The 21,183-nt window shown below is 67.3% G+C and carries 17 protein-coding genes; 7 read left to right on the top strand and 10 right to left on the bottom strand.

The genetic code is table 11. The annotated features are described in order from the left end of the window. Window positions 1-201: 201 nt before the first annotated feature. Window positions 202-384: a 50S ribosomal protein L32 gene (gene rpmF / locus AZ34_RS06590; protein ID WP_006297202.1), complete on the bottom strand. Its 183-nt coding sequence runs from the start codon at window positions 382-384 to the stop codon at window positions 202-204. A 166-nt stretch (window positions 385-550) separates the two neighbouring features. After that, window positions 551-1,111, bottom strand: a complete 561-nt coding sequence (locus AZ34_RS06585) for a YceD family protein (protein WP_035606174.1) — start codon at window positions 1,109-1,111, stop codon at window positions 551-553. Between the two features lie 68 nt (window positions 1,112-1,179). On the opposite strand from AZ34_RS06585, the gene AZ34_RS06580 reads away from it, so the two are divergent. The 4 genes from AZ34_RS06580 (at window position 1,180) to AZ34_RS06565 (ending at window position 5,946) form a co-directional block, all read left to right on the top strand. Then, complete coding sequence (locus tag AZ34_RS06580) at window positions 1,180-1,776, top strand: Maf family nucleotide pyrophosphatase (protein WP_035606171.1); 597 nt, start codon at window positions 1,180-1,182, stop codon at window positions 1,774-1,776. Further along, window positions 1,773-2,594, top strand: a complete 822-nt coding sequence (locus AZ34_RS06575; RefSeq protein WP_035606168.1) for an SAM-dependent methyltransferase — start codon at window positions 1,773-1,775, stop codon at window positions 2,592-2,594. Before AZ34_RS06580 ends, AZ34_RS06575 begins: the two co-directional genes overlap by 4 nt. Window positions 2,595-2,718: 124 nt before the next feature. Beyond that, window positions 2,719-5,352 carry an EAL domain-containing protein gene (locus tag AZ34_RS06570; RefSeq protein WP_081767110.1) on the top strand — a complete coding sequence of 878 codons (2,634 nt, stop codon included), beginning with the start codon at window positions 2,719-2,721 and terminating at the stop codon, window positions 5,350-5,352. Window positions 5,353-5,361: 9 nt separating this feature from the next. Beyond that, window positions 5,362-5,946 (top strand): porin family protein, encoded by a 585-nt coding sequence (locus tag AZ34_RS06565; RefSeq protein ID WP_035606165.1) that lies wholly within the window; start codon window positions 5,362-5,364, stop codon window positions 5,944-5,946. Window positions 5,947-5,976: 30 nt separating this feature from the next. Here AZ34_RS06565 and AZ34_RS06560 read toward each other — a convergent pair whose 3' ends face one another. From AZ34_RS06560 to AZ34_RS06550, 3 genes are read right to left on the bottom strand one after another with little or no spacing between them, the layout of a single operon-like run. Beyond that, window positions 5,977-7,107 (bottom strand): S49 family peptidase, encoded by a 1,131-nt coding sequence (locus AZ34_RS06560; RefSeq protein ID WP_035606162.1) that lies wholly within the window; start codon window positions 7,105-7,107, stop codon window positions 5,977-5,979. A gap of 42 nt (window positions 7,108-7,149) precedes the next feature. Further along, on the bottom strand, window positions 7,150-7,815 hold the full coding sequence (locus AZ34_RS06555; protein ID WP_035606159.1) for an HAD family hydrolase: 666 nt from the start codon (window positions 7,813-7,815) through the stop codon (window positions 7,150-7,152). Then, the gene (locus AZ34_RS06550) at window positions 7,808-8,839 is read right to left on the bottom strand and encodes an RluA family pseudouridine synthase (protein ID WP_035606156.1); all 1,032 of its coding nucleotides are present in this window, start codon (window positions 8,837-8,839) and stop codon (window positions 7,808-7,810) included. The genes AZ34_RS06555 and AZ34_RS06550 overlap by 8 nt, the downstream gene beginning before the upstream one ends. Before the next feature lie 250 nt (window positions 8,840-9,089). Between AZ34_RS06550 and AZ34_RS06545 the strand changes: the two genes are divergently transcribed. Next, on the top strand, window positions 9,090-9,299 hold the full coding sequence (locus AZ34_RS06545) for a hypothetical protein (protein WP_035606152.1): 210 nt from the start codon (window positions 9,090-9,092) through the stop codon (window positions 9,297-9,299). A gap of 139 nt (window positions 9,300-9,438) precedes the next feature. Next, the gene (locus tag AZ34_RS06540) at window positions 9,439-12,294 is read left to right on the top strand and encodes an Rne/Rng family ribonuclease (protein ID WP_035606149.1); all 2,856 of its coding nucleotides are present in this window, start codon (window positions 9,439-9,441) and stop codon (window positions 12,292-12,294) included. Window positions 12,295-12,408: 114 nt separating this feature from the next. On the opposite strand, the gene AZ34_RS06535 is transcribed toward AZ34_RS06540, so the two are convergent. The 5 genes from AZ34_RS06535 to hemC form a co-directional block, all read right to left on the bottom strand. Further along, window positions 12,409-13,503 (bottom strand): GGDEF domain-containing protein, encoded by a 1,095-nt coding sequence (locus AZ34_RS06535; protein ID WP_231495473.1) that lies wholly within the window; start codon window positions 13,501-13,503, stop codon window positions 12,409-12,411. Between the two features lie 129 nt (window positions 13,504-13,632). Beyond that, window positions 13,633-15,024 carry a heme biosynthesis HemY N-terminal domain-containing protein gene (locus AZ34_RS06530; protein WP_035606143.1) on the bottom strand — a complete coding sequence of 464 codons (1,392 nt, stop codon included), beginning with the start codon at window positions 15,022-15,024 and terminating at the stop codon, window positions 13,633-13,635. A 49-nt stretch (window positions 15,025-15,073) separates the two neighbouring features. After that, complete coding sequence (locus tag AZ34_RS06525; protein ID WP_035606141.1) at window positions 15,074-16,192, bottom strand: uroporphyrinogen-III C-methyltransferase; 1,119 nt, start codon at window positions 16,190-16,192, stop codon at window positions 15,074-15,076. A 10-nt stretch (window positions 16,193-16,202) separates the two neighbouring features. Further along, window positions 16,203-17,075: a uroporphyrinogen-III synthase gene (locus tag AZ34_RS06520; protein WP_035606138.1), complete on the bottom strand. Its 873-nt coding sequence runs from the start codon at window positions 17,073-17,075 to the stop codon at window positions 16,203-16,205. Between the two features lie 31 nt (window positions 17,076-17,106). Continuing rightward, window positions 17,107-18,126 carry a hydroxymethylbilane synthase gene (gene hemC, locus AZ34_RS06515; protein WP_035611082.1) on the bottom strand — a complete coding sequence of 340 codons (1,020 nt, stop codon included), beginning with the start codon at window positions 18,124-18,126 and terminating at the stop codon, window positions 17,107-17,109. Window positions 18,127-18,291: 165 nt separating this feature from the next. Between hemC and ppc the strand changes: the two genes are divergently transcribed. Continuing rightward, window positions 18,292-21,105, top strand: a complete 2,814-nt coding sequence (gene ppc / locus AZ34_RS06510; RefSeq protein ID WP_035606133.1) for a phosphoenolpyruvate carboxylase — start codon at window positions 18,292-18,294, stop codon at window positions 21,103-21,105. The last annotated feature ends 78 nt before the right edge of the window (window positions 21,106-21,183 follow it).

The following is a 21,183-nucleotide window of genomic DNA, read 5'->3' as shown; positions in this document are numbered from 1 at the left end:
CGCGCTCTGAGAGCGCGCGTGAAATAGACGTGCGAAACGCGCCAACCACGCGGACAGGGCGAACGCCGGATGGCGACACACCATATGAAAATGCGCAGTACATAGGTGCACTGCGCATGGCTGACGCGGAGGGGACGGTCTGCATCAAGACATGGCCCGCGCCGTCGAAAGGGCAGCGGACCAAAAAGACTGAGGCGCGGCTCAGGCTTCGGACTTGGTCTTCAGCACCTTGCGCCCACGGTAGAAGCCGTTGGGGCTGATGTGGTGGCGCAGATGCGTTTCACCGGTGGTCGGCTCGACAGCCAGACCGGGCGTGCCCAGCGCATTGTGGGAACGGTGCATGCCGCGCTTGGAAGGCGACTTCTTGTTCTGTTGAACGGCCATGATGGACTCCTTGGATTCCCAGGACAGGATGCCTATGCATGGCACCCATGGCGCAAGGGTAAGAACGGGTTGGACACAAAGCGCGACACACTGGAGATGCCCGTAGCCGCACGAAGCCAGCGATTATAGCGCAGAGCCGGAAAGCGTCAGCAGCCAGTAAAAGCCATCAATCGCCCGTCCCCTGCCCGCCCTTGTCCGGCTGCAGCCCCGCCAGGGCGGCGAAGGGATGGGGCTTGTCCGGCTCGGCGGCGTCGAAGTCCGCGTCGGACACGCTGAAGGCGGGCCGACTCGAGCAAGTTGCATGCGTGGGCGCCAAGGGCAGTTCCATCAGCAGTTCGTCCTCGACCAGTGCCAGCAGGTCAAATTCCCGGCTGACGGCCAGCACATCTTCTTCCGACTCTTCATCCTCGATCTCGGCCTGGGCCTCGGTCGCCACGAAACGGAAGCTGCGTTCCACGGTCAAGGGCATGTCCACCGGTTCCAGGCAACGCTGACACGTCAGCGACAGCACGGTTTGTGCGCGCAGGTGCAGCCAGTGACGCGCGTGCCCGCTGGCGTCCTGCTCCCGCTCGCCCTCGGCACGCCAATGGACGGCGCGTTCCGCGTTACGCCCACCGGTTTCTGTCAACAGGCGCTCGAACCCGGCTTGGGCGTCGTCGCGCTCCAGCACGGCGCCCGCGCCCGCGAAGGCAGCGACATCGATGTGGCGGGGGTGGTGGGTGCTCATGGGCGGACAGCTCGGCAACGGGACAGGGAAGCGGGATCGACAACGGCGCAGTGTAAGAGAATCGCGCCATGCCCTCCGCCCTACCCCGCCCCTTGCTGCTTGGTTCGACCTCGGTCTACCGGCGTGAATTGCTGCAGCGTCTGCGCCTGCCCTTCGATGTCGCCGCTCCGGACGTGGACGAAACCCCCCAGCCCGGCGAACGCCCGCCCGAACTGGCCCGCCGCCTGGCCCTGGCCAAGGCGCGTGCCGTCGCGGCGTGCCACCCGCAAGCCGTCGTGATCGGCTCCGACCAGGTGGCTGACCTCGGCGGAGAACCCCTGGGCAAGCCGGGCACCCACGAACGCGCCACGGAACAATTGCGTCGCATGCGCGGTCGCACCGTGATCTTCCAGACAGCGGTCGCCGTGGTCTGCCAGGACAGCGGCTTCGAGCAACTGGACCTGGCCGCCGTGCGCGTGCGCTTCCGCGACTTGAGCGACGCGGAAATTGAGTTTTACCTGCGTGCCGAACAACCCTATGACTGCGCGGGCAGCGCCAAGAGCGAAGGCCTGGGCATCGCCCTGCTGGACGCGATCGACAGCGACGACCCGACCGCCCTGATCGGCCTGCCACTGATCCGCACCGCGCGCATGCTGCGCGCCGCCGGATTACCCCAACTGGCATGAGCGCTCACACCCTCGCGAACGCCCAGACACAGGCAAGCGCGGCGCATGGCCGGCTCTACCTGGTGCCGGCGCCACTGGACTTCGGAACCAGCGACCCCACGCCACTGGACCAGGTGCTGCCCGATGCAACCCTGCAGACCGCCGCCCGCCTCACGCACTGGATCTGCGAAAACGCCAAGAGCGCCCGCGCCTACCTGAAGCGCGTGAACGAACACCATGCCCTGGCCGCGCCGCTGCAGGCCCAGGCGATGCAGGAGCTACCGCGCGCGGTTCATAAGAAAGGCGACCATCGTCCCGATGCCCTCCTCGGTTTCGATGCTCGCGCCCTGCTGGCGCCGGTCCTCCAGGGGACGGACATGGGTCTGTTGAGCGAGGCCGGCATGCCCGCCGTAGCGGACCCAGGCAGTTCGGTGGTGCGCGCCGCGCATGCCCTGGGCCTGGAAGTGGTGCCCCTGGTCGGACCGGTTTCACTGCTGTTGGCCCTGGCCGCCAGCGGCCTGAACGGTCAAAACTTCGCCTTCGTCGGCTACCTGCCGCAGGATGCCGAGGCGCGCACCCAGCGCATCCGCGAGCTGGAAGCGCTGGCGCACCAGACCGGCCAGACGCAGCTCTTCATCGAAACACCCTACCGCAACACTGCCCTGCTGGAGGCCCTGCTCGCCACGCTGCGCAAGGACACCCGCCTCGCCCTGGCCTGCGGATTGACGCTGCCACGGGCCCGCCTGCGCAGCGCCTCGGTCCAGCAGTGGAAGCAAGGACGCGGCACCGATGCGGGCCTGGCGCTGGATCTGCCCACGGTCTTCGGCATCGGCCTCTGAGCCATCTCCCTCCACCGGTATTTGGGCCCGGTTTGATGTAGCGCAAACCGGCACGGCCATGCGGTCCTATGCTGGGCCACCGCCTCGCACCCAGCGCGGCGGCCCCAAGGAGGACCGGTGCCGCATGGATGCAGGCCAGACCCAAGGCGTCGCCTCCGGCGAGCGCCTCTACAAGGAAACCCTGGAACAGACCCTGGAACAGGCGGTGGACGCCGTCGTGGTGATCGACCAGGACAACCGCATCACCCTGATCAACGCCGCCGCCGAGGCGCTCTGGGGCTGGCCACGCGATCTGGCGCTCGGGCGCAATGTCAGCATGCTGGTGCCGAGTGAGCTGCGCAGCCGGCATGACGGCTACATCAACGCCAACCGCGACACCGGCGTCGACCGCATCGTGGGCACCTCGCGCGAGGTGCCGATCCAGCGTCGCGACGGGCAGTTGCGATGGGCCTCCATGTCCATCTCGCGCGTGCGCGTGGACGGGCAGGTGCTCTACACCGCCTTCCTGAAGGACGTGACGGCGCAACGCGCCGAGCGGGAACGCATGCGGCTGCTGTCGCAGGTGGCCGACCACAGCGGCGGCGCGATCACCATCACCGGCACCGACCAGCGCATCGTCTACGTGAACTCGGGCTTCACCCAGTGGCTGGGCTACGACAGCTCGGAGGCACTGGGGCGCCCCATCCAGGACCTGCTGCGCGGCGCGCACACCGACGCCCTCGTGCTCGAGGCGACTCGCCAGGCCGCGATGGCGGGCGAGAGCCTGCGCACCGAAGTCCTGTTCTACTCAAAGAGCGGGCGGCCGCTATGGATCTCCCTCACCCTGAACCCGGTGCGCGACACGCAGGACCGTCTGCAAAACATGGTGTGGGTGTTGATCGACATCACCCACACCAAGATGCCGGAATTGCTGCAGACCCAGGTGCTGGCCGCCATGGCGCACGACCAGGCCACAGCAGCCATCGCTCACATGCTGTGCATGCAAGCCGAGCACATCGCGCCGGAACTTGCCGTCTGCCTGGCGACCGTGGACGGCGAAGGCGGCCTGCGCACCCTGGCCGCACCCAGCCTGCCACCCGAAATCCGCGCCCTGATCGATGGCATGGCCGTCGGCGCGGAACTCGCCTGTCGCGACACGGCGGCGACCTGCAATGCCGCCTTGCAAGCAGACGAAGTCGAGAGTGCCCTGCGCTGGCCATCAAACGAGATCTGCCTCGGACAGGGCCTGCACGCCTGCTGGACCCGCCCGATCCGGGCAAGCGACGGCACATTGCTCGGGGCTCTCGCCTTCCTGCACCGCGAGCCCGGCACGCCCACCGCGCTGCACCAGCGCCTGATGGAGGTGGGCCTGCATCTGGGCGCCCTGCTGCTGGAACGTGAACGTGAGCGCGAACAGATCCGCCAGTTGGCCTACTACGATGCCTTGACTGGCCTGCCCAACCGGCGCTTGCTGCTGGCCCAGCTGGAACGCCTATTGCACGACTTGCGGGGAGACGGCGGCAGGCTGGCACTGGCTTTTGTCGACCTCGATCGCTTCAAACAGGTCAATGACACGCACGGCCATCCCGCCGGTGACGCCCTGTTGCGCGCGCTGGCGCAACGACTGCGCGACTCGGCCCGACCCGGCGACGTGATCGCACGCATGGGAGGCGACGAGTTTGTGCTCATCCTGCCGAGCTGCGATGCCAGTCAGGCGAACGCCTGCATGGAACGCCTGCTCGCCGCCTGGCGCGAACCCGTCGCATGGGCGGACGGCACGCTGCACCCGAGTGCAAGCATCGGCATCGCCCTGTGCCCCGAGGACGGTCTGGACGCCCGCCAGTTGATGCGCCACGCCGACCTCGCGATGTACCAGGCCAAGGCCGCCGGGGGCAATAGCCTGCGCTTCTACAACGCCACGATGAACCAGCGAGCCCAGGAACGCGCTCAGCTGGAAGCCGATTTACGCCGGGCCTTGCGTGACGATGCGCTGGAAGTGCACTACCAGCCCCAAGTGGACAGTCGCGATTTACAGGTGCTGCACGGCGTCGAGGCTCTGCTGCGCTGGACCCATCCCCGCCAGGGGTCGATCGACCCCGCCCGTTTCATCACCCTGGCTGAGGAAAGCGGCCTGATGCGCGAGCTGACCCGCTGGGTCTTGAACCAAGTCTGCAGCCAGCTGGGCCTCTGGCGCCGCCGGGGCCTGGCCATTCCCCATGTCGCCATCAACCTCTCGGCCAGTTGCTTCCACCACCCCGACCTGCCCGAGCAATTGATCCGGTCACTGCACCAGCATGGTCTGCAAGCGAACGACCTGGTGGTGGAGGTGACCGAATCCGTGATGCTGACGCACGACCCGGTGGTGATGGCAACGGTGCACGCCATCGGCGAACGGGGCATCGCGCTGTCGCTCGATGATTTCGGCACCGGTTACTCCAGCCTCAGCTTGCTGCATCGCCTGCCCATCCAGGAGTTGAAGCTCGATCGCAGCTTTGTGCTGGACATCGAGGAGAGCCCACGGGCGCGAGCCCTCACCGACGCGGTGCTCAGGATTGGTCACAGTCTTGGGCAGCAAGTGATCGCCGAGGGCGTGGAAACCGAGGCCCAGCGCCGCCACCTGCTAGACAGCGGTTGCACGACGCTGCAGGGTTATCTGATTGCGCCACCCATGCCCGCGCTGGCGTTCGAACGCTGGGTCGGGGAAAAGTCCGTCCGGACCGCATGTAACAAGGACTACAACGTGCAAGCGCGGCCCCTGGAAAAACAGGACGGCCGGTAGACTGGCCCCATGCAACACACCGAAGTCCAACGCCCTCTTCCCGGCAGCCGCCGCCCCGTGCTGGCAACGGCCATCTCCGCCATGCTGGTGAGCCTGGGCTGCATCGCCAGCCCGGCCCAAGCCCAGAGCACCCGGCCCTATCTGGGCATGGGCGGTGGCTTGGCACACGCGGAAATTGGCAGCGACAGCGAAACCGCGCCCGGCATGCAGCTGCTGGCTGGCTTGCAGTTCAACCGCAATTTCGCGGTGGAAGTTTCATACCTTTTCACGACAGAATATGACTCGCCGGGCACGGACTTCAGTCTCAGCAGCATCGGCGCGGCCGGTCTGTTCATCTTGCCTCTGGGCCTCGGCAGCCGTGACAGCTGGGCCATTTATGGCAAGCTCGGCCTGAGCCAGACCAGCGCCCTCTACGAGGGCAACGACGGTGCAGCCACGGTGGATGACTTTGGCTTGAACTACGGCCTGGGCGTGCAGTACGCCACCAGCCGCAACTTCGCCTTGCGTCTGGGTCGGGACAGCCGCCCTTATGCACTGGGCCGGCAGAGCAACGACGTGTCCCTGACGACCCTCAGCGGGATCTTGCGCTTCTGAGCTCCAGGTCGCGCTTGGCGCGACACCGCGTCAACGCAGCACGGGCTGAAGTTGCAAGGCCCGCACCGCACCCGCGCCCACCGCCGCGCCAAACCGTTTGGCAAGACGTTCTGCCACATTGGGTGTGCGGGTGTAGTCCACCAGAGCCTCGGCCTGCACCACCTCGCGCGCCACGTAGCCCAGGCTGCCGAGCTGATCCGCCAAGCCCATCTGCACGGCCTGCTCGCCGGTCCAGAACAACCCACTGAAAGTCTCGGGGGCTTCCTTCAGCCGTTGCCCCCGACCGGCCTTGACCACGGCAATGAACTGCTGATGAATCTGATCGAGCATGGCCTGGGCATGGGCACGCTGCGGCGCGGTCTGCGGACTGAAGGGGTCGAGAAAGCCCTTGTTCTCACCTGCGGTCATCAGGCGGCGCTCAACGCCGAGCTTGTCCATCAGGCCCGTGAAACCGAAGCCATCCATGAGCACCCCGATGCTGCCGACGATGCTGGCCTTGTCCACGAAGATGCGATCGGCCGACACGGCAATGTAATAGGCGGCGGAAGCGCAGGACTCCTCCACCACCGCGTAGACCGGCTTCTTGTACACGGCCTTCAGGCGCGTGATCTCATCGTTGATGATGCCGGCCTGCACGGGGCTGCCGCCGGGTGAATCGATCAGCAGCACCACGGCCTGAGCATCGCTGTTCTCGAAGGCCTCGCGCGCGGCCGCCAGCACCAGATCGGCGCCGGCCTCGCTGTCCGATGAAATCTCGCCCCGGATGCTGACCACGGCCGTGTGCCGCTGGGGCGTGGCCGTGCCAGGATGACTGGGACGCAACAGCAGCCAGAGCACGAACAGGAAGAGCAGCAGAAAGATCATGCGATTGGCGATCTTCCAGCGGCGCGCGGCGCGCTGCTCGTTCAAGGACGCGAAGGCCAGTTTTTCCAACACGGCGCGTTCCCAGCCGGGTTCGGCAGGGGCCGACGACGTCGTGGCTTTTACAGACTTTGCGGTGGTGGCGCCCGCCGACGCCTTGGGATCGGTCCATCCAGACGCCCCGGTGTCGGCGGCGCCCGAGCCACTGGCAGAGACTGCGGACGCGTCGGAAGTGTCGGCCGCGGGTGCGCTGGGGCGGGGTTCGTCGAAGCGGGGTTCGTCGCGGGAAGATTCGTTCATGGTGTTCAAGACTGGTGGGTGAGACGGATGGATCGATGGTGTTCAGGCATTGTCGTCCAGCCAGGCATGCAGTTCACGCGTGCTGTGCGCGATCGTCCTCGGCTTCAGCACATGGAAGGTTCCCGGCTCGTGCGCGCCGTAACTCACGCCCACGCTGTCGCAGCCAGCATTGAGCGCCATCTGCAGGTCGTGCGTGGTGTCGCCGATCATCAACGTGCGTTCTGACGGTGCGCCGAATTCGAGCATGAGCTCCAGCAGCATGCGGGGATGCGGTTTGCCTGCGGTCTCGTCCGCCGTGCGCGAACCGTCGAACAGGCCCTGCAACCGCGCGACTTGCAGCACGCGGTCCAGGCCGACCCGGTTCTTGCCCGTGGCCACGGCCAGCCGGTAACCGCGCCCCTTGAGGGCGTCCAGCATCTCCAGCACGCCGTCGAACAGGCTGACGTCGTTCTCGTGCGCCAGGTAGTGGTGGCGGTAACGCGCGGCAAGTTCGGGATATTTTTCGGGCGGCACGTCGGGCGCGGCATGGGCCAGCGCTTGGCTGAGCGCCATGCCAATCACATAGGAGGCCTGTTCGTCGCTGGGCACCGTGCCCCCCACGTCACGCACGGCCTCCTGGATGCTGCGCATGATGATCGCAGTCGAGTCGAACAGCGTGCCGTCCCAATCGAAGGCGATCAGGTCGTAGCGGCGGAGGCGGTCAGTCATGGGTGGGTGGCAGAACGTGGTTCAGAAAGGGCGTGAGGTCGGGTGGCAGTTCGGACATCAATTCGATGCGCTCGCCGCTGACCGGATGGCTGAACTGTAGCCGCCAGGCATGGAGGAACATGCGCTTGAGCGGCGATGCCCCTTTCTGCAAGGCCCGGTTCAGCTCGAAGTCGCCGTACTTGTCGTCGCCCGCGATCGCATGCCCCTCGGAAGCCAGATGCACCCGGATTTGGTGTGTGCGGCCGGTCTTGATGGTGACCTCGAGCAGGCTGTAAGTGTCCGAGCGCAGTCTTACCTTCACCAGGGTCACGGCGCGCATGCCATCCGGATCATCCTTGGCCACGACCCGGACACGGCGCTCGCCATCCTCCAGCAGGTATTTGTGCAGTGGCTTGTCCAGCACCTTCTTGTTCAAGGGCCAACTGCCCGTCACCAGGGCCAGGTAGGTCTTGCCGGTCTCCCGCTCGCGGAACTGGTCTTGCAAGGCCTTGAGCGCACTGCGCTTCTTGGCCAGCAGCAAGATGCCGCTGGTTTCGCGGTCCAGCCGGTGCACCAGCTCCAGGAACTTGGCGCCGCCGACCTGCCCGTATTGCCGCGCCATCCGCAGTTGCTCGATCACGCCAAAGCTGACGCCGGAGCCCCCGTGCACGGCCACGCCCGCGGGCTTGTCCACGGCCAGCACCGCCTCGTCCTCGAACAGCACGGGGAATTCCCGGGCGGGCACCCCGGAGCCCTGCGCCATGGCCTCGGCCTTGTCCGCCGCACGCTCGGACAGCCGCAGCGGCGGCAAGCGCACGGCGTCACCGGATTGCACCCGTGTTTCCGCGCTCGCACGCCCCTTGTTCACACGCACCTCGCCGCTGCGGATGATGCGGTAGACATGGGTCTTGGGCACGCCCTTGAGATGGCGCAGGAGGAAATTGTCCAGGCGCTGACCGGCCGATTCCTCGTCCACGGTCACCATCCTCGCCGCCTGCGCGGAAAGGCTGACGCCTGCCGTTTTGCCCTCTATAATGTGTTTCACTGGCGCCGCGCCGTAAGTGGTTGATTTGCCTGAATTTTATTTCACGCTTTCATCAACCGGCAGTTCGGGCCGCGCCAGCCGGTCGATGCCGCCTCCGCCATGAGGGCAAATGCGCGAACCCGAGTTCGCCGTGGCCCCCACCCGCAGAGGCCAAGACCTGCGTTAGGAAACCCTGAACGGAATACCCCAGCCCGTCCGCCCTGATCGTGAAACAGCCATTCATCAGGGCAGGCGGGCGGATCAAAGCGAAATGTTTGTGTTGTTGAGTCTGCTCCTGCCGCCCCTGCAGCGCGTCGTGTACGCGCTGCTCGCGCTGGCGCAGCCACCGCGCGTGTCCACGCCCGAGCGTGGTGCCTGCGTCGTGCCCAAGCCGGTCGGACCGGTGGTGGCCACACGGACCGCCGTACCCACGGCATCCCTCGCCTTCGTCCACACGCCCGCGCCGCGACTCTTACCCTGAGTCGACGTCGCCCCGGCAGTTCCCCGTTTCCTCGCGTCAGTCCCGGCATCACCACCCGTTGCGCAGGCCGCCTAAGGCGCGCATGCGCGGTTCCCGCTTCGCGCGGGTGTGCTGATATGTGATGCAAAGGAACCATCCCATGAAACGGATGCTGATCAACGCCACGCAGGCCGAAGAGCGCCGCCTGGCCATCGTCGACGGACAGAAACTCCTCGACTACGAAATCGAAATCGAAGGGCGCGAGCAGCGCAAGGGCAACATCTACAAAGCCGTCGTCACCCGCGTCGAGCCCTCACTCGAAGCCTGCTTCGTCGATTACGGCGAGGACCGCCACGGCTTCCTCCCCTTCAAGGAAATCTCCCGCCAGTATTTCGCCCAAGGCGTCTCGCCCAGCCAGGCCAAGATCCAGGACGTGATCAAGGAAGGCCAAGAGCTGCTGGTCCAGGTTGAAAAGGAAGAACGCGGCAACAAGGGCGCGGCCCTGACCTCCTTTGTCTCCCTGGCCGGCCGATACGTGGTGCTGATGCCCAACAACCCGCGCGGCGGCGGTGTGAGCCGGCGCATCGAAGGCGATGATCGCGCCGAGCTGAAGGAAGCGCTGGACCAGCTCGAATACCCCAACGGCATGTCCATCATCGCCCGCACGGCCGGCATCGGCCGCAGCGCGCCGGAACTGCAGTGGGACCTGAACTACCTGCTCAAGCTCTGGGAAGCCATCGACGCGGCCTCCAAGGCCAGCAAGGGCGCCTTCCTGATCTACCAGGAAAGCTCGCTGGTCATTCGCGCGATCCGCGACTATTTCAACAGCGACATCGGCGACATCCTGATCGACACGGACGACGTGTACGAGCAGGCCCAGCAGTTCATGGCCCACGTGATGCCCGAGCACGCGGCACGCGTGAAGCGCTACCGTGACAACGCGCCGCTGTTCAGCCGCTTCCAGATCGAGCACCAGATCGAATCGGCCTACGCCCGTACCGTGACCCTGCCCTCGGGCGGCGCCATCGTGATCGACCACACCGAGGCCCTGGTCTCGGTGGACGTGAACTCCGCGCGCGCCATCAAGGGCGGCGACATCGAGGAAACCGCCACCCGCACCAACCTGGAAGCGGCCGACGAAGTGGCGCGCCAGATGCGCCTGCGCGACTTGGGCGGCCTGATCGTCATCGACTTCATCGACATGGAGGAGTCGCGCAACCGCCGCGAGGTCGAAAATCGCCTGCGCGATGCCCTGCGCCAAGACCGCGCGCGCGTGCAGTTCGGCACCATCTCCAAGTTTGGCCTGATGGAAATGAGCCGCCAGCGCTTGCGCCCGGCCTTGTCCGAAGGCGCGTCCATCCCCTGCCCGCGCTGCGGTGGCTCCGGCCACATCCGGGACACCGAGTCGAGCGCGCTGCAGATCCTGCGCATCATTCAGGAAGAGTCTCAGAAGGACAACACGGCCGCCGTGCATGTGCAGGTGCCCGTGGATGTCGCGTCCTTCCTGCTCAACGAGAAGCGCAACGAGATCACCAAGATCGAGCTCAAGCAGCGCCTCAACGTGCTGATGGTGCCCAACAAGTCGCTGGAAACGCCCAACTACAAGCTGGAGCGCCTGAAGCACGACGACCCCCGCCTGGACCGCGTCGAGGCCAGCTACGCCATGGCTGAGGAGATCGAAGATCCCACCGCCATCACGCGCCGCTCGCAGGAGCCGACCAACAAGCAGACGCCCGTGCTCAAGGGCTTCCTGCCGGATGCACCGCCTCCGCCCCTGCCCCAGAGCCCCGCGCCCAAGTCAGCAGCTCCCGGTGCCAAACAGACTGCGCCAAAAACAGCCAAGTCCGCTGGTGGCGATGCCGAAAGCGGCTTCTTTGGTTGGATCAAGCGCCTGTTCGGCGGTGCGGAAACGAAACCCGCGACGGGTCGTGCGCACGGTGACAAGAAAGACACGCGCCGCGATGGTGGGCGTGATGGCGGCCGAGGTGGGCGCCGCGAGGACGGTCAAGGCCGACGCGAGGAGGCTCGAGGCGAAGGTCGACAGCGCGGCAACGCCAATGGCGGCACGAATGGCAGCAATGGCGGCCGGGGTCGCCAGGAGCAGCAGACGCGTGGCGAACGCGGCGAGCAACGCAATGAGCGTTCCGAGCGCGGTGAAGGCCAGGCTCGCAACGACAGCCGCCGTGGTGCAGGCGGCGAGCAACGCCAGGACCGTGCGGTCCGTGAGAACGGCGAAGTACGCGGTCGCCAGGACAACCGAGGTGAACCGACCCGCAACGGCCGCAGCGATCGCGCTGAGCGTCCCGAGCGTACGGAACGCCCCGAGCGCTCGGAACGCGGCGAGCGCCAGGAACGCACGGAGCGCGTCGAAGGCGCTGAGCCACCGCGTCGTGAACGACAGGAACGCCCCCGTCGTGGCGAACAAGAGCCACGCGCCTCGCAAGAGATGCTGGAAGCGGGTCAGGCCGCAGCCATGACAGCGCAGGCCGTGGAAGGTGCTGGTGCGGACGTGGACGACGCCGGCCAAGCCGGCGCGGCCCAGGCCCCGCGCGAGCGTCGTTCACGCGACCGTTACGGTCGTGACCGGCGTGAGCGCGGTGAGCGCAACGGTGGACAGAACCGGAGTGGCGAATCACAGGGCGAGCCGGCAACGACCGAGGGCAACGACCGGGCGCAAGCCTCGGCACCCGCCCCGGAGATGGCCGCGTCCCTGGGGACACCCGAAATCCAGGCCGCATCCGCGAACAGCACCAGTGGCACTCGACTTCCGCGCGTGCAAGCCTACAAGCTGCCCGTCAGCGCCTTGAACGAGGTGGCCTCGACGGCCGGTCTGCAATGGGTGAATTCCGACGCCGACAAGGTGGCCGCAGTGCAAGCCGCCATCGCCGCTGAACCCAAGCCCGTGCATGTGCCGCGTGAGCGGCCCGCGCCGGTGGTGCTCGACGAAGGCCCGCTGATCCTGGTGGAAACACGCAAGGATCTGAGTGATCTGAAGCTGCCCTTCGAGCAGCAATGACTCTACCCCCACGCTGACCGGTGCCTCAAAGCGCCAGGTCGGCCATGAAAAAACCGCCAGAGACCCTGGCGGTTTTTTTGTCTACGCCCAGCCGGAGCGCGGCCCGGCCCCCCGTCAATCGAATACGTCCACCGTGCCCGCGCGCTGCACCATGCCAAAGAAACCCCGGCGCAGCAGACCCGCATGGCTGCAAACTTGGTTGCGGCCGTTCTTCTGCGCGTAGTCGATGGCCTGCTCCGTGCGCTCCAGGGCCGCGTCCGGCGTGTCATCCGCCTGAATGCGGGTGAATCCGATGCTGACGGTGGCGCGACTGATCTGCGGAAAACTGAAACGCTCAATGCTGTTGCGCAGACGTTCCAGCAGATTCTGCGCCAGGGACTCCTCGGGACAATGGAACATGACCGCGAACCGGTCCCCCCCAAGCCGATAGAGCCGGTCATGGGTGCGGAAGGTGTTGTTCATGATGCGCGTGATCAGCAGCGTGTTTTCCTCCATCAGCAGATGTCCGTGCTTGTCGTTGAGGAGCTGAAAATGGTCCACGGAAATGGTGGCGAGCCAGTAATTCGGCGGCACGCGATGGCGACGCTCGGACGCCGCAACTTGCGCATCCCCCGCCACGGCGGCCGGGTCGGAACTCGCCATCGCTGAAGAGTTGCCGCTCAGTTCCTCCAGCATGGCGCTGTAGAAAGTGTCATCCAGCGATTTGCGATTGAGCAGGCCCGTCAAGGGATCATGGTCGCTGTAAGCCAACAGCACATGCATGTTGCGATACACATGATGCACCTGGGCGATGATCTGCCGCGCGCCATCGTCGAGCGTGCCGGAGGCGTGAATTTCGAGCACCCCTCGCTCGTCATCACGGACCTCGTCCAGCAAGGGGTGGTAATAGATGCGCGGGCCGTCCTCGCCCGCCCAGGCCACCTCGATCTCCGCGTTGTCGCGCAGGCAACGCACCCGGTCGGGTTCGTCGTCCAGACGAGGCAGTCGCTTCAGATTGACGCGCAGGGGGTCCACCACCTTCCCTCCGCCGCCGGCGTCCAGGGTGACTTTGTCCAGCCAGCGTTTCTGCTCCTCGTCCACCATCAGGCGCGCGATCACCACGCGTTGGATGGTGGTCAGGTCAAGCAGGGCCTTGGCCAGAGACAGGTCCAGCGGCTCGCGGTCGCGGTGATCCGTCAGACGGATGAGGTGATCGATCAAGGTCGGCATGGTGCCAACCATGGTAGCCGGGCGCGGCCCAGCTGTCACGGGTATGCAACCCAGGGATCAAGGCAATGCTTCCGCCGGGGTGCGCCGGGGGCACGCCGGGCGGCGGCAGTGCCGCCGGCCCCCGGTCACTCAACCCAGCGCAGCCTGCTTCCAGGCCTCCAAGGCGGCCTGGGGATCCTCGCGCTGCTCGGCCAGCCGCGCCAGCGCGACCCAGGCACGCCGACGCAGACCTTCGTCCTTCAGCTGGGTCAGCGACTGTTTTAACAACTGCTGCGCCTTGCCCCACAGGCTCAGGCGCATGCAGGTCACGCCAGCCAGATATTGCAACAAGGGATCACCCGGATTGGTCATCTGGGCGGTTTCAATGCGCCCCAGCCATGCCGCGTCGGGAGGCATGCGATCGAACCCCCGCTCCAGCAGGAGCACCAGGCGCAGGCGCAGGGCCGACGCCGTCGCCGCGCCTTGCACGACCGAGGCTGCCGACATCGACGCGATGGCCGAGGCTGGCAGGGCGGGCCGCACCAGTTGTTCCCACACCGGCTCCAGCCAGCGCAGCACCCGCGTGAATGCACTCCCACCCTTGTCCGTGCCCTCGCCCAGCGCCAGCATGCGTTCGCCCGCCTGCAGGGCCGCTTCGGGCAGCTCGCGTTCGGCGGGCTCCAGCGCCTCCCAGGCCTGCAGCAGCTGCGTCTGGTCATGGGCGTCTCGCAGCACCTCGGAGACCAGGCCTCGCACGATGACCTGGGTCGCCGTGTCCGAGAAGGCACGGTGCTTGCTCAGCAGTCGCACGGTCTCCAGCGCCGCCAGCGGTTTGCCTGCCAAGCGCGTGACGCGCAGGCGCAGGCGCAGGGCCGCCAGGCGACGGGCCACGCCCTGCGGCAATTCATCCATGCGGCGCAGGGCGGTCTGGGCGTCACGATCCTCGTAGGCCCAGCGCGCCATGCGCAGCTGCACACCCTCGCGCACTTCCTGCGCGTCGCGCATGCGCACCGCGCCGCGGTTGACACTGTCGCCGGAGCCCGCCAATTCTCCGGCCACGGCTTCCATTGCCGCCTGGGCATGTTCGTCCCGCCGGGCACGGTCCTGCAGCGCGTGGGCACATTCGGCGGCCAGCAGATGCGCCAGCGCCATGATGCGGATGCTCAGCGGCAGGGCCTGCTCGTCGCGCATCAGGGACCGGGTCTGCTCGATCACGATTTCGGCCGCCTTGCGACCGCGCAAATAGCGCCCGGCCGTCCAGTGCGCCATGGCGTCCAGCAATCCCTGCTGTTGCGCGCGCTCCTGGTGCTTGCGTCGCCAGCGCCGGGCCTGGGCGGGCATGTCCAGCAACATGGCCAGACCCCGCAGCACGGCATGCAGCAGCACAAACGCCAGCAGCAAGGCCAGCGCGGCGAAATTGGCCGACATGTCAAAGCGGTAAGGCGGCCAGAAGACCGTCACCATGCCTGCGTTATCGGCCAGGAACAGCGCGGCACCCACGGCCAACGCGAACAAGAACAAAAGCCAAACCAGACTGCGCATCACTCGCCCTTACTCCTTGCTGGTGGGACGGGTCCGGTTCGAGCCCACGTCATGGCATGACGGCGGTCAAGGCCGCCAGCGTTGCGTCCGCGCGCGGCAGGTTCAGGTTCTGCACCTGAAGCTGGACACCACGCAGCAGCTCCAATGCCTGGCGCGTGGCCTCGGCATCCGGATTGAAGTACTTCCTCAGCAAGGACTCCGCCCGCAGCAGATCCGTGCGCGCTGCCTCGGGTTGACGGGCCAGCAAGGCCTGGCGCGCGTTGAGCAGCAGCAACTGGAGGTTCTCGCGCAGGAAAAAGGCCTGGTCGGGCGACAGCAGGGCCGCCTCCGGTCCGTCGATGCGGCTCACGCGCACCAGACCACTGAGGGTTTGCCAGGCATGGTCCCACTGCCGCTGCCACCAGGTTTGCAGCTTCTCGCCCCAGCTCGCTGCGACGGCCGGCGGCGTCGACGGCGGAACCGGTTTCGGCGGTTGGGACGCGGCAACCTTGCCGCCGCCCTGCGCGTAGGCGTTGGCCAAGGACAGTTCAGGTGCCAGGCGCAGCAACTCGTTCAGCCTGGCCAGCAAGGCCGGTGTATCCAAGTAAGAAGAGGATTCGATGCGCGCCAGGTCCTGCGCGACCGCGCGCTGCACCGGTGCGAAGCGGGGCGAGGCCGACTGCAGCCGGCGTTGCAGCGAACGCAGGGCCGCGAGCATGGGCTGGGCACTGCCGCTCAACTGCGTGTGCTCTTGGGCCAGGCGCAGCGTGGATTCGATGTCCGCCATCAGGTATTCGTCGCGCGAGCGTGAGAGGTTCTGCATCAGCGCATCCAATTGGCTACGCTGCAGCGCCGTGTCGCTCAAGCGCGCGTCCAGCACAGCCTGGCGCGCGGTCAGATCCTGTTCGCGGGCATGGCCTTGCTGGGCCAGCGCGCGGGCTTCGGTGGCCGCTGTCAGGGCATCGGACGCCTGACGCGCCAGTTGGTCTCCGGTGACGTGCTGGCGCACGCCCAGCAGCAGCACCAGCACCAGGGCCAAGAGCGCCAAGCTCCCCAGCAACCACAACGGCCAACGCGCCGGACGCTGGGCGCTGCGGGGCGCGACCGGAGGAGTGCCCTCCGCAAGGTGGGACTGCGAGGCCTCGCTGGGCGAGGACTCGGGACCGATGGGATTGGGCGGCGTGCTCATCGCGACGATTCTATCGAGGCGCCCGGCCCGTCCAGGCCATCAAGGCATTTTGCACATCGACCAAGGCCGGCCTGGAAACGGCGATCTCGGCGAAGCCGGCGTCGCGCGCCGCCCGCGCGATGCGCTCGTGCGTCACCAGCGCGCGCGCCGCACCCCAATCCTGGTCGGGCAGAAGGCTGCGCAAATGACGCACGGCCTCGCTGCTGCTGAACAGCCAGACTGCGTCGCCCTGGGCCGCCGCGCGCGCGCGCTGCCATTGCGGCGCCTCGGAAGTCCAGCAGGGCGAACGGCGCTGATAACTCACGACGAAATCCACCTCCACCCCGGCTGCACGGAGCTGGCGCGCGAACCAGTCCCGGCCGGCACCATCGCTGGCCTGCACCTGGTCGGGCTGGCCCGACGCGCAAACATGCGCTGGTGCCGCCGTATCGCTCCGGTCCGGCACATCCGCGCCACGCACGATGCGCACGCGCGCACCCGGCGTCACCAGGGCGGCCACCCTCGCCCACAATGCCTCGGAATCGAACTGTGGCGCATCCTGGGCCGGCATGACTACACGCTCGGCGGGCCAGCCGACCGACGCCAGAGCACGGGCCGTGCCCGGCCCGGTGGCCCACGCCTGGAGGGGCATGGATGACAAGGGCGGCGCCGTGGTCGGTCGCTCGGCAAAAAAACCCTCCACCGCATTCGCGCTGACAAACATCAAAGCCAAGCAGCGCTGCGGATCGGCGTCGAGTTGTGACCACGCGCGCCGCACGACCTCCGGATCGGGCGCGGGTCCAATCTCGATCAAGGGCAAGGCCTCGGCGAGCCAACCGGACTGCCGCAAGGCGGTCACCCAATCCTGGGCCTCGCGCGCGGGACGGGTGACGATGACGCGCATGGAGTGGGCTGGCGGCGAGCGGTGCACGCGCTCAGACCTGCAAGACCCCGCCGGCCTGGCGCACGGCATCTTGCAGTCGACGCGCCACGGACAACCCAAGCGCATCGGCCTCGTCCAGATTGCGCACGGGGGCCTCGTCCTCCACCCGAACCAAGGGCAGACGGCCACCGACGTCACCCCAGGCAGCGCGCAGGCGCAGGCGTCCACCGTGCGGCGCCAAGGCTTCCACGGCAGCAAGCGGCGCAGCTGCTTCACCCAAGGCAACGTCCGCGGTCGAATTCAGGAAGGCCGCATGCGCGGCCAGGGGCATGGAACAACTGCCGCCCATGGCACGGCTGACGGCGCGCTCGGCGGCCACTCGCAGCCAAGTCGCTTGGTGGGCGAGCGCAGCCAAGACCTGCGCCAACGCCGAAGCCTGCACCGTCACGCCCTGCTTGATCTCGATGCCCAGCGCACCTTGCCCCGCGGCGGGCAGCATTTCGTCGGGTTCGAAGACCTTGCGGATGCGGGCCGCCAAGCCCAGGCGCTTGAGCCCCGCAGCTGCCAGCACGATGGCCTGGTACTGACCTTCGTCCAGCTTGCGCAGGCGGGTGTCCAAGTTGCCGCGCAGGGGCTCGATGCGCACATCGTCCCGGCCCAGGGCCCGCAAGGCCTCGCGCAGGAGCACCACGCGGCGCAGGCTGGAGGTGCCCACGATGGCGCCACGCGGCAGGTCTGCCAAGTCGGCGCAGTGCGGTGAGACCCAGGCATCGCGCTCGTCCTCGCGCTCCAGCACCGAGGCCAGCACGAAGCCAGCCGGTAGTTCCATGGGCACGTCCTTCAGGGAATGCACGGCCAGGTCGGCACGGCCCTCGTCCAGCGCGACTTCGAGTTCCTTCACGAAGAGGCCCTTGCCGCCCACCTTGCTGAGGGCGCGGTCCAGGATCTGATCGCCCTGGGTGGTCATGCCCAGCAGGGTCACCGCGTGCCCCCGGGCACGCAGCAGAGCCTGCACATGCTCAGCCTGCCAGAGGGCAAGGCGGCTTTCACGGGTGGCGATGGTGAGGTTCATGGCAATCGAGAGGCGTCCAGGCCAGGCACTAGGGAAACGGCGCATCGGCGGGCGGATTCATTCGCCGCGAACATGAGCGTTATTCGTACCGCCGGGGCCACTCGGGGCGCGACGGAACAGCCGTCGATGCTAGCATGCACGCGACACCCGACGAGACCGCAGAACATGCATAAACCGCGAGACGAAGAACAGCCCCTGATCGAAGACACGCGCCTCTTGGGCCGGATTTTGGGGGACGTGATCCGGGAGCAGGAAGGCCAAAGCGCCTACGAGCTGATCGAGCAGATCCGCAAGCTGTCCGTGGCGTTTCGCCTGGACGCCGATGCCGAGGCCGGCCAGCAGTTGAACAAGCTGCTCAAGCGCCTGAGCGACGAACAGACCGTGAGCGTGATCCGGGCCTTCACCTACTTCAGCCACCTGGTCAACCTGGCCGAGGACCGGCACCAGATACGCCTGCACGCTGGGCGTGAACGCGCGGGCGAAACCGAGGAGGACAGCATCGCCGCAGCGTTGACGCGGCTGCACGGCGCGGGCATTGGGAAGGCGGAGATCGCCGACACCTTGACGCAGAGTTTTCTCTCGCCGGTGCTCACGGCCCACCCGACCGAGGTGCAGCGCAAGAGCATCCTGGATGCAGAGCGGACCATCGCCCACCTGCTGGCGCAGCGCGACGAAATCAAGGCCCGCGCGGCCGGAGTGGACCCGCGCCGTGACAAGCTGACCCCGCGCGAACTCGCGGCCAATGAAGCCTTGCTGCGCGCGCGCGTGCTGCAGCTGTGGCAGACGCGCCTGGTGCGCGGCAGCAAGCTGGCCGTGGCCGACGAGATCGACAACGCGCTCAGCTATTACGAGCCCACCTTCCTGCGCGAAATCCCCGCCATCTACGCCCAATTGGAAGAGGCACTGGACGCGCCGGTGCACGACTTCCTGCGCATGGGCCACTGGATTGGCGGCGACCGCGACGGCAACCCCTACGTGACGGCCCAGACCATGCGCCAGGCCCTGGCCCGCCAGTCCGAGGTGGCCCTGCGCCACTACCTGCACGAGGTGCATCTGCTCGGCGTCGAGCTCTCGGTCTCCGAGCGACTGGCCGGCTGCAGCCCCGCGCTGCGCGCCCTGGCCGAGGCCTCGCCTGATCAGAGCGATCACCGCCAGGACGAGCCCTACCGCCGCGCGCTGATCCATATCTACGCCCGCCTGGCCGCGACGCTGCGCGCCTACGCTGACGCCGACGCCGACGCGCCACGCCTCGCGATGGCGGAACGCCCTGCCTACACCAGCGCGGCCGAGCTGCTGGCAGACCTGCGCACCGTCGACGATTCGCTGGCCGAGCGCCATGGCGTGCCGCTGGCCCAGACACGCCTGCGCCCGCTGATCCGCGCCGCGCAAGTGTTTGGCTTCCACCTCGCCACCTTGGACCTGCGCCAGAGCTCGGACAAGCACGAGGAGGTCATCGCCGAACTGCTGCGCGTGGCCCGCCTCGAGGCCGACTACGCAGCGCTGACCGAGGGCGCCAAGCGTACCCTGCTGCTGCGCCTGCTGAACGATGCGCGAGCGCTGCGCGTGGTGGGTGCGCGCTACAGCGATTGGACGCAAAGCGAACTGGCGGTTTTCGAGACCGCACGCGCCATGCGCGAGCGCTATGGTGCCGAGGCCATCCGGCACTACATCATCAGCCACACCGAGACCGTGAGCGACCTGCTCGAAGTGCTGCTGCTGCAGAAAGAAGTGGGCCTGCTACGGGGCACGCGCAGCGGCACCCTGGACGACGCGGACTGCGTGGCCGGGCTCATCACCGTGCCCCTATTCGAAACCATCGAAGACCTGCGCAACGCCGCACCCATCATGCGCGACTACTACGCCCTGCCCGGCATCACCGCCCTGGTGGAACGCGGTGGCGAGCAGGACATCATGCTGGGCTATTCCGACAGCAACAAGGACGGCGGCATCTTTACCAGCAACTGGGAGCTGTACCGCGCAGAGACCGAGCTGGCTGCGTTGTTTGACGGCATGCCCAAGGTCAAGATGCGCCTCTTCCACGGCCGCGGCGGCACCGTGGGTCGCGGCGGCGGCCCCAGCTACCAGGCCATCCTGGCCCAGCCACCGGGCACGGTGCGCGGCCAGATCCGTCTGACCGAACAGGGCGAGGTCATCGCATCCAAATACGCCAACCCCGAGATCGGGCGGCGCAACCTGGAGACCCTGGTGGCCGCCACGCTGGAAGCCACGCTGCTGCAGCCCACCGAAGCCGCCGCGCCGGCCTGGCTGCGGGCGGCGGAAGAACTCTCGCACGCCAGCATGGCGGCCTACCGCAAGCTGGTCTACGACACCCCTGGCTTCGCCGACTATTTCTTTAGCGCCACGCCCCTGCGCGAAATCGCCGAGCTCAACATCGGCTCGCGCCCGACCTCGCGCAAACCCACGCAGAAGATCGAGGACCTGCGCGCCATCCCCTGGGGCTTCAGCTGGGGCCAGAGCCGCATCAACCTGCCGGGCTGGTACGGTTTCGGCTCGGCCGTCGCCAGCTTCCTCGACGCCGAAGGCACGAGCACGCGCAAGACCCGTCTGGCGCTGCTGCGCAGGATGGCGCGTGAATGGCCCTTTCTGCGGGCCCTGCTTTCCAACATGGACATGGCCCTGGCCAAGAGCGACCTGGCCCTGGGCTCACGCTACGCCGGGCTGGTCGACGCGCCGCTGCGCCGCAAGATCTACGCGCAGATCGAAGCCGAATGGCAGCGCACTGCCGAGGCCCTCAGCCTTCTGACCGGCAACAAGGAACGTCTGGCCGACAACCCCGCGCTGCAGCGCTCCATCCAGCACCGCCTTCCCTACATCGACCCGCTGCACCATTTGCAGATCGAGCTGATGCGCCGCCACCGGGCGGGCCTAGCCGACAATCCCCAGGACCTGGACCGCGTGCGGCGGGGCATCCACATTTCCATCAACGGAATTGCGGCGGGTTTGAGAAACACCGGCTGAGGCCGCACCGCCCTCCACGCTTGGGGCTGCGGCTGGCATGGCCACTCTGGCAATCAGAGGGGCCCTCGCATGGGCTCC

Origin of the sequence: Hylemonella gracilis str. Niagara R (assembly GCF_000600295.1) — a bacterium.
GTDB lineage: Bacteria > Pseudomonadota > Gammaproteobacteria > Burkholderiales > Burkholderiaceae_C > Hylemonella > Hylemonella gracilis_A.
Note: the sequence above shows the minus strand (reverse complement) of the source record. Positions and strands in the feature narration are given on the sequence as shown.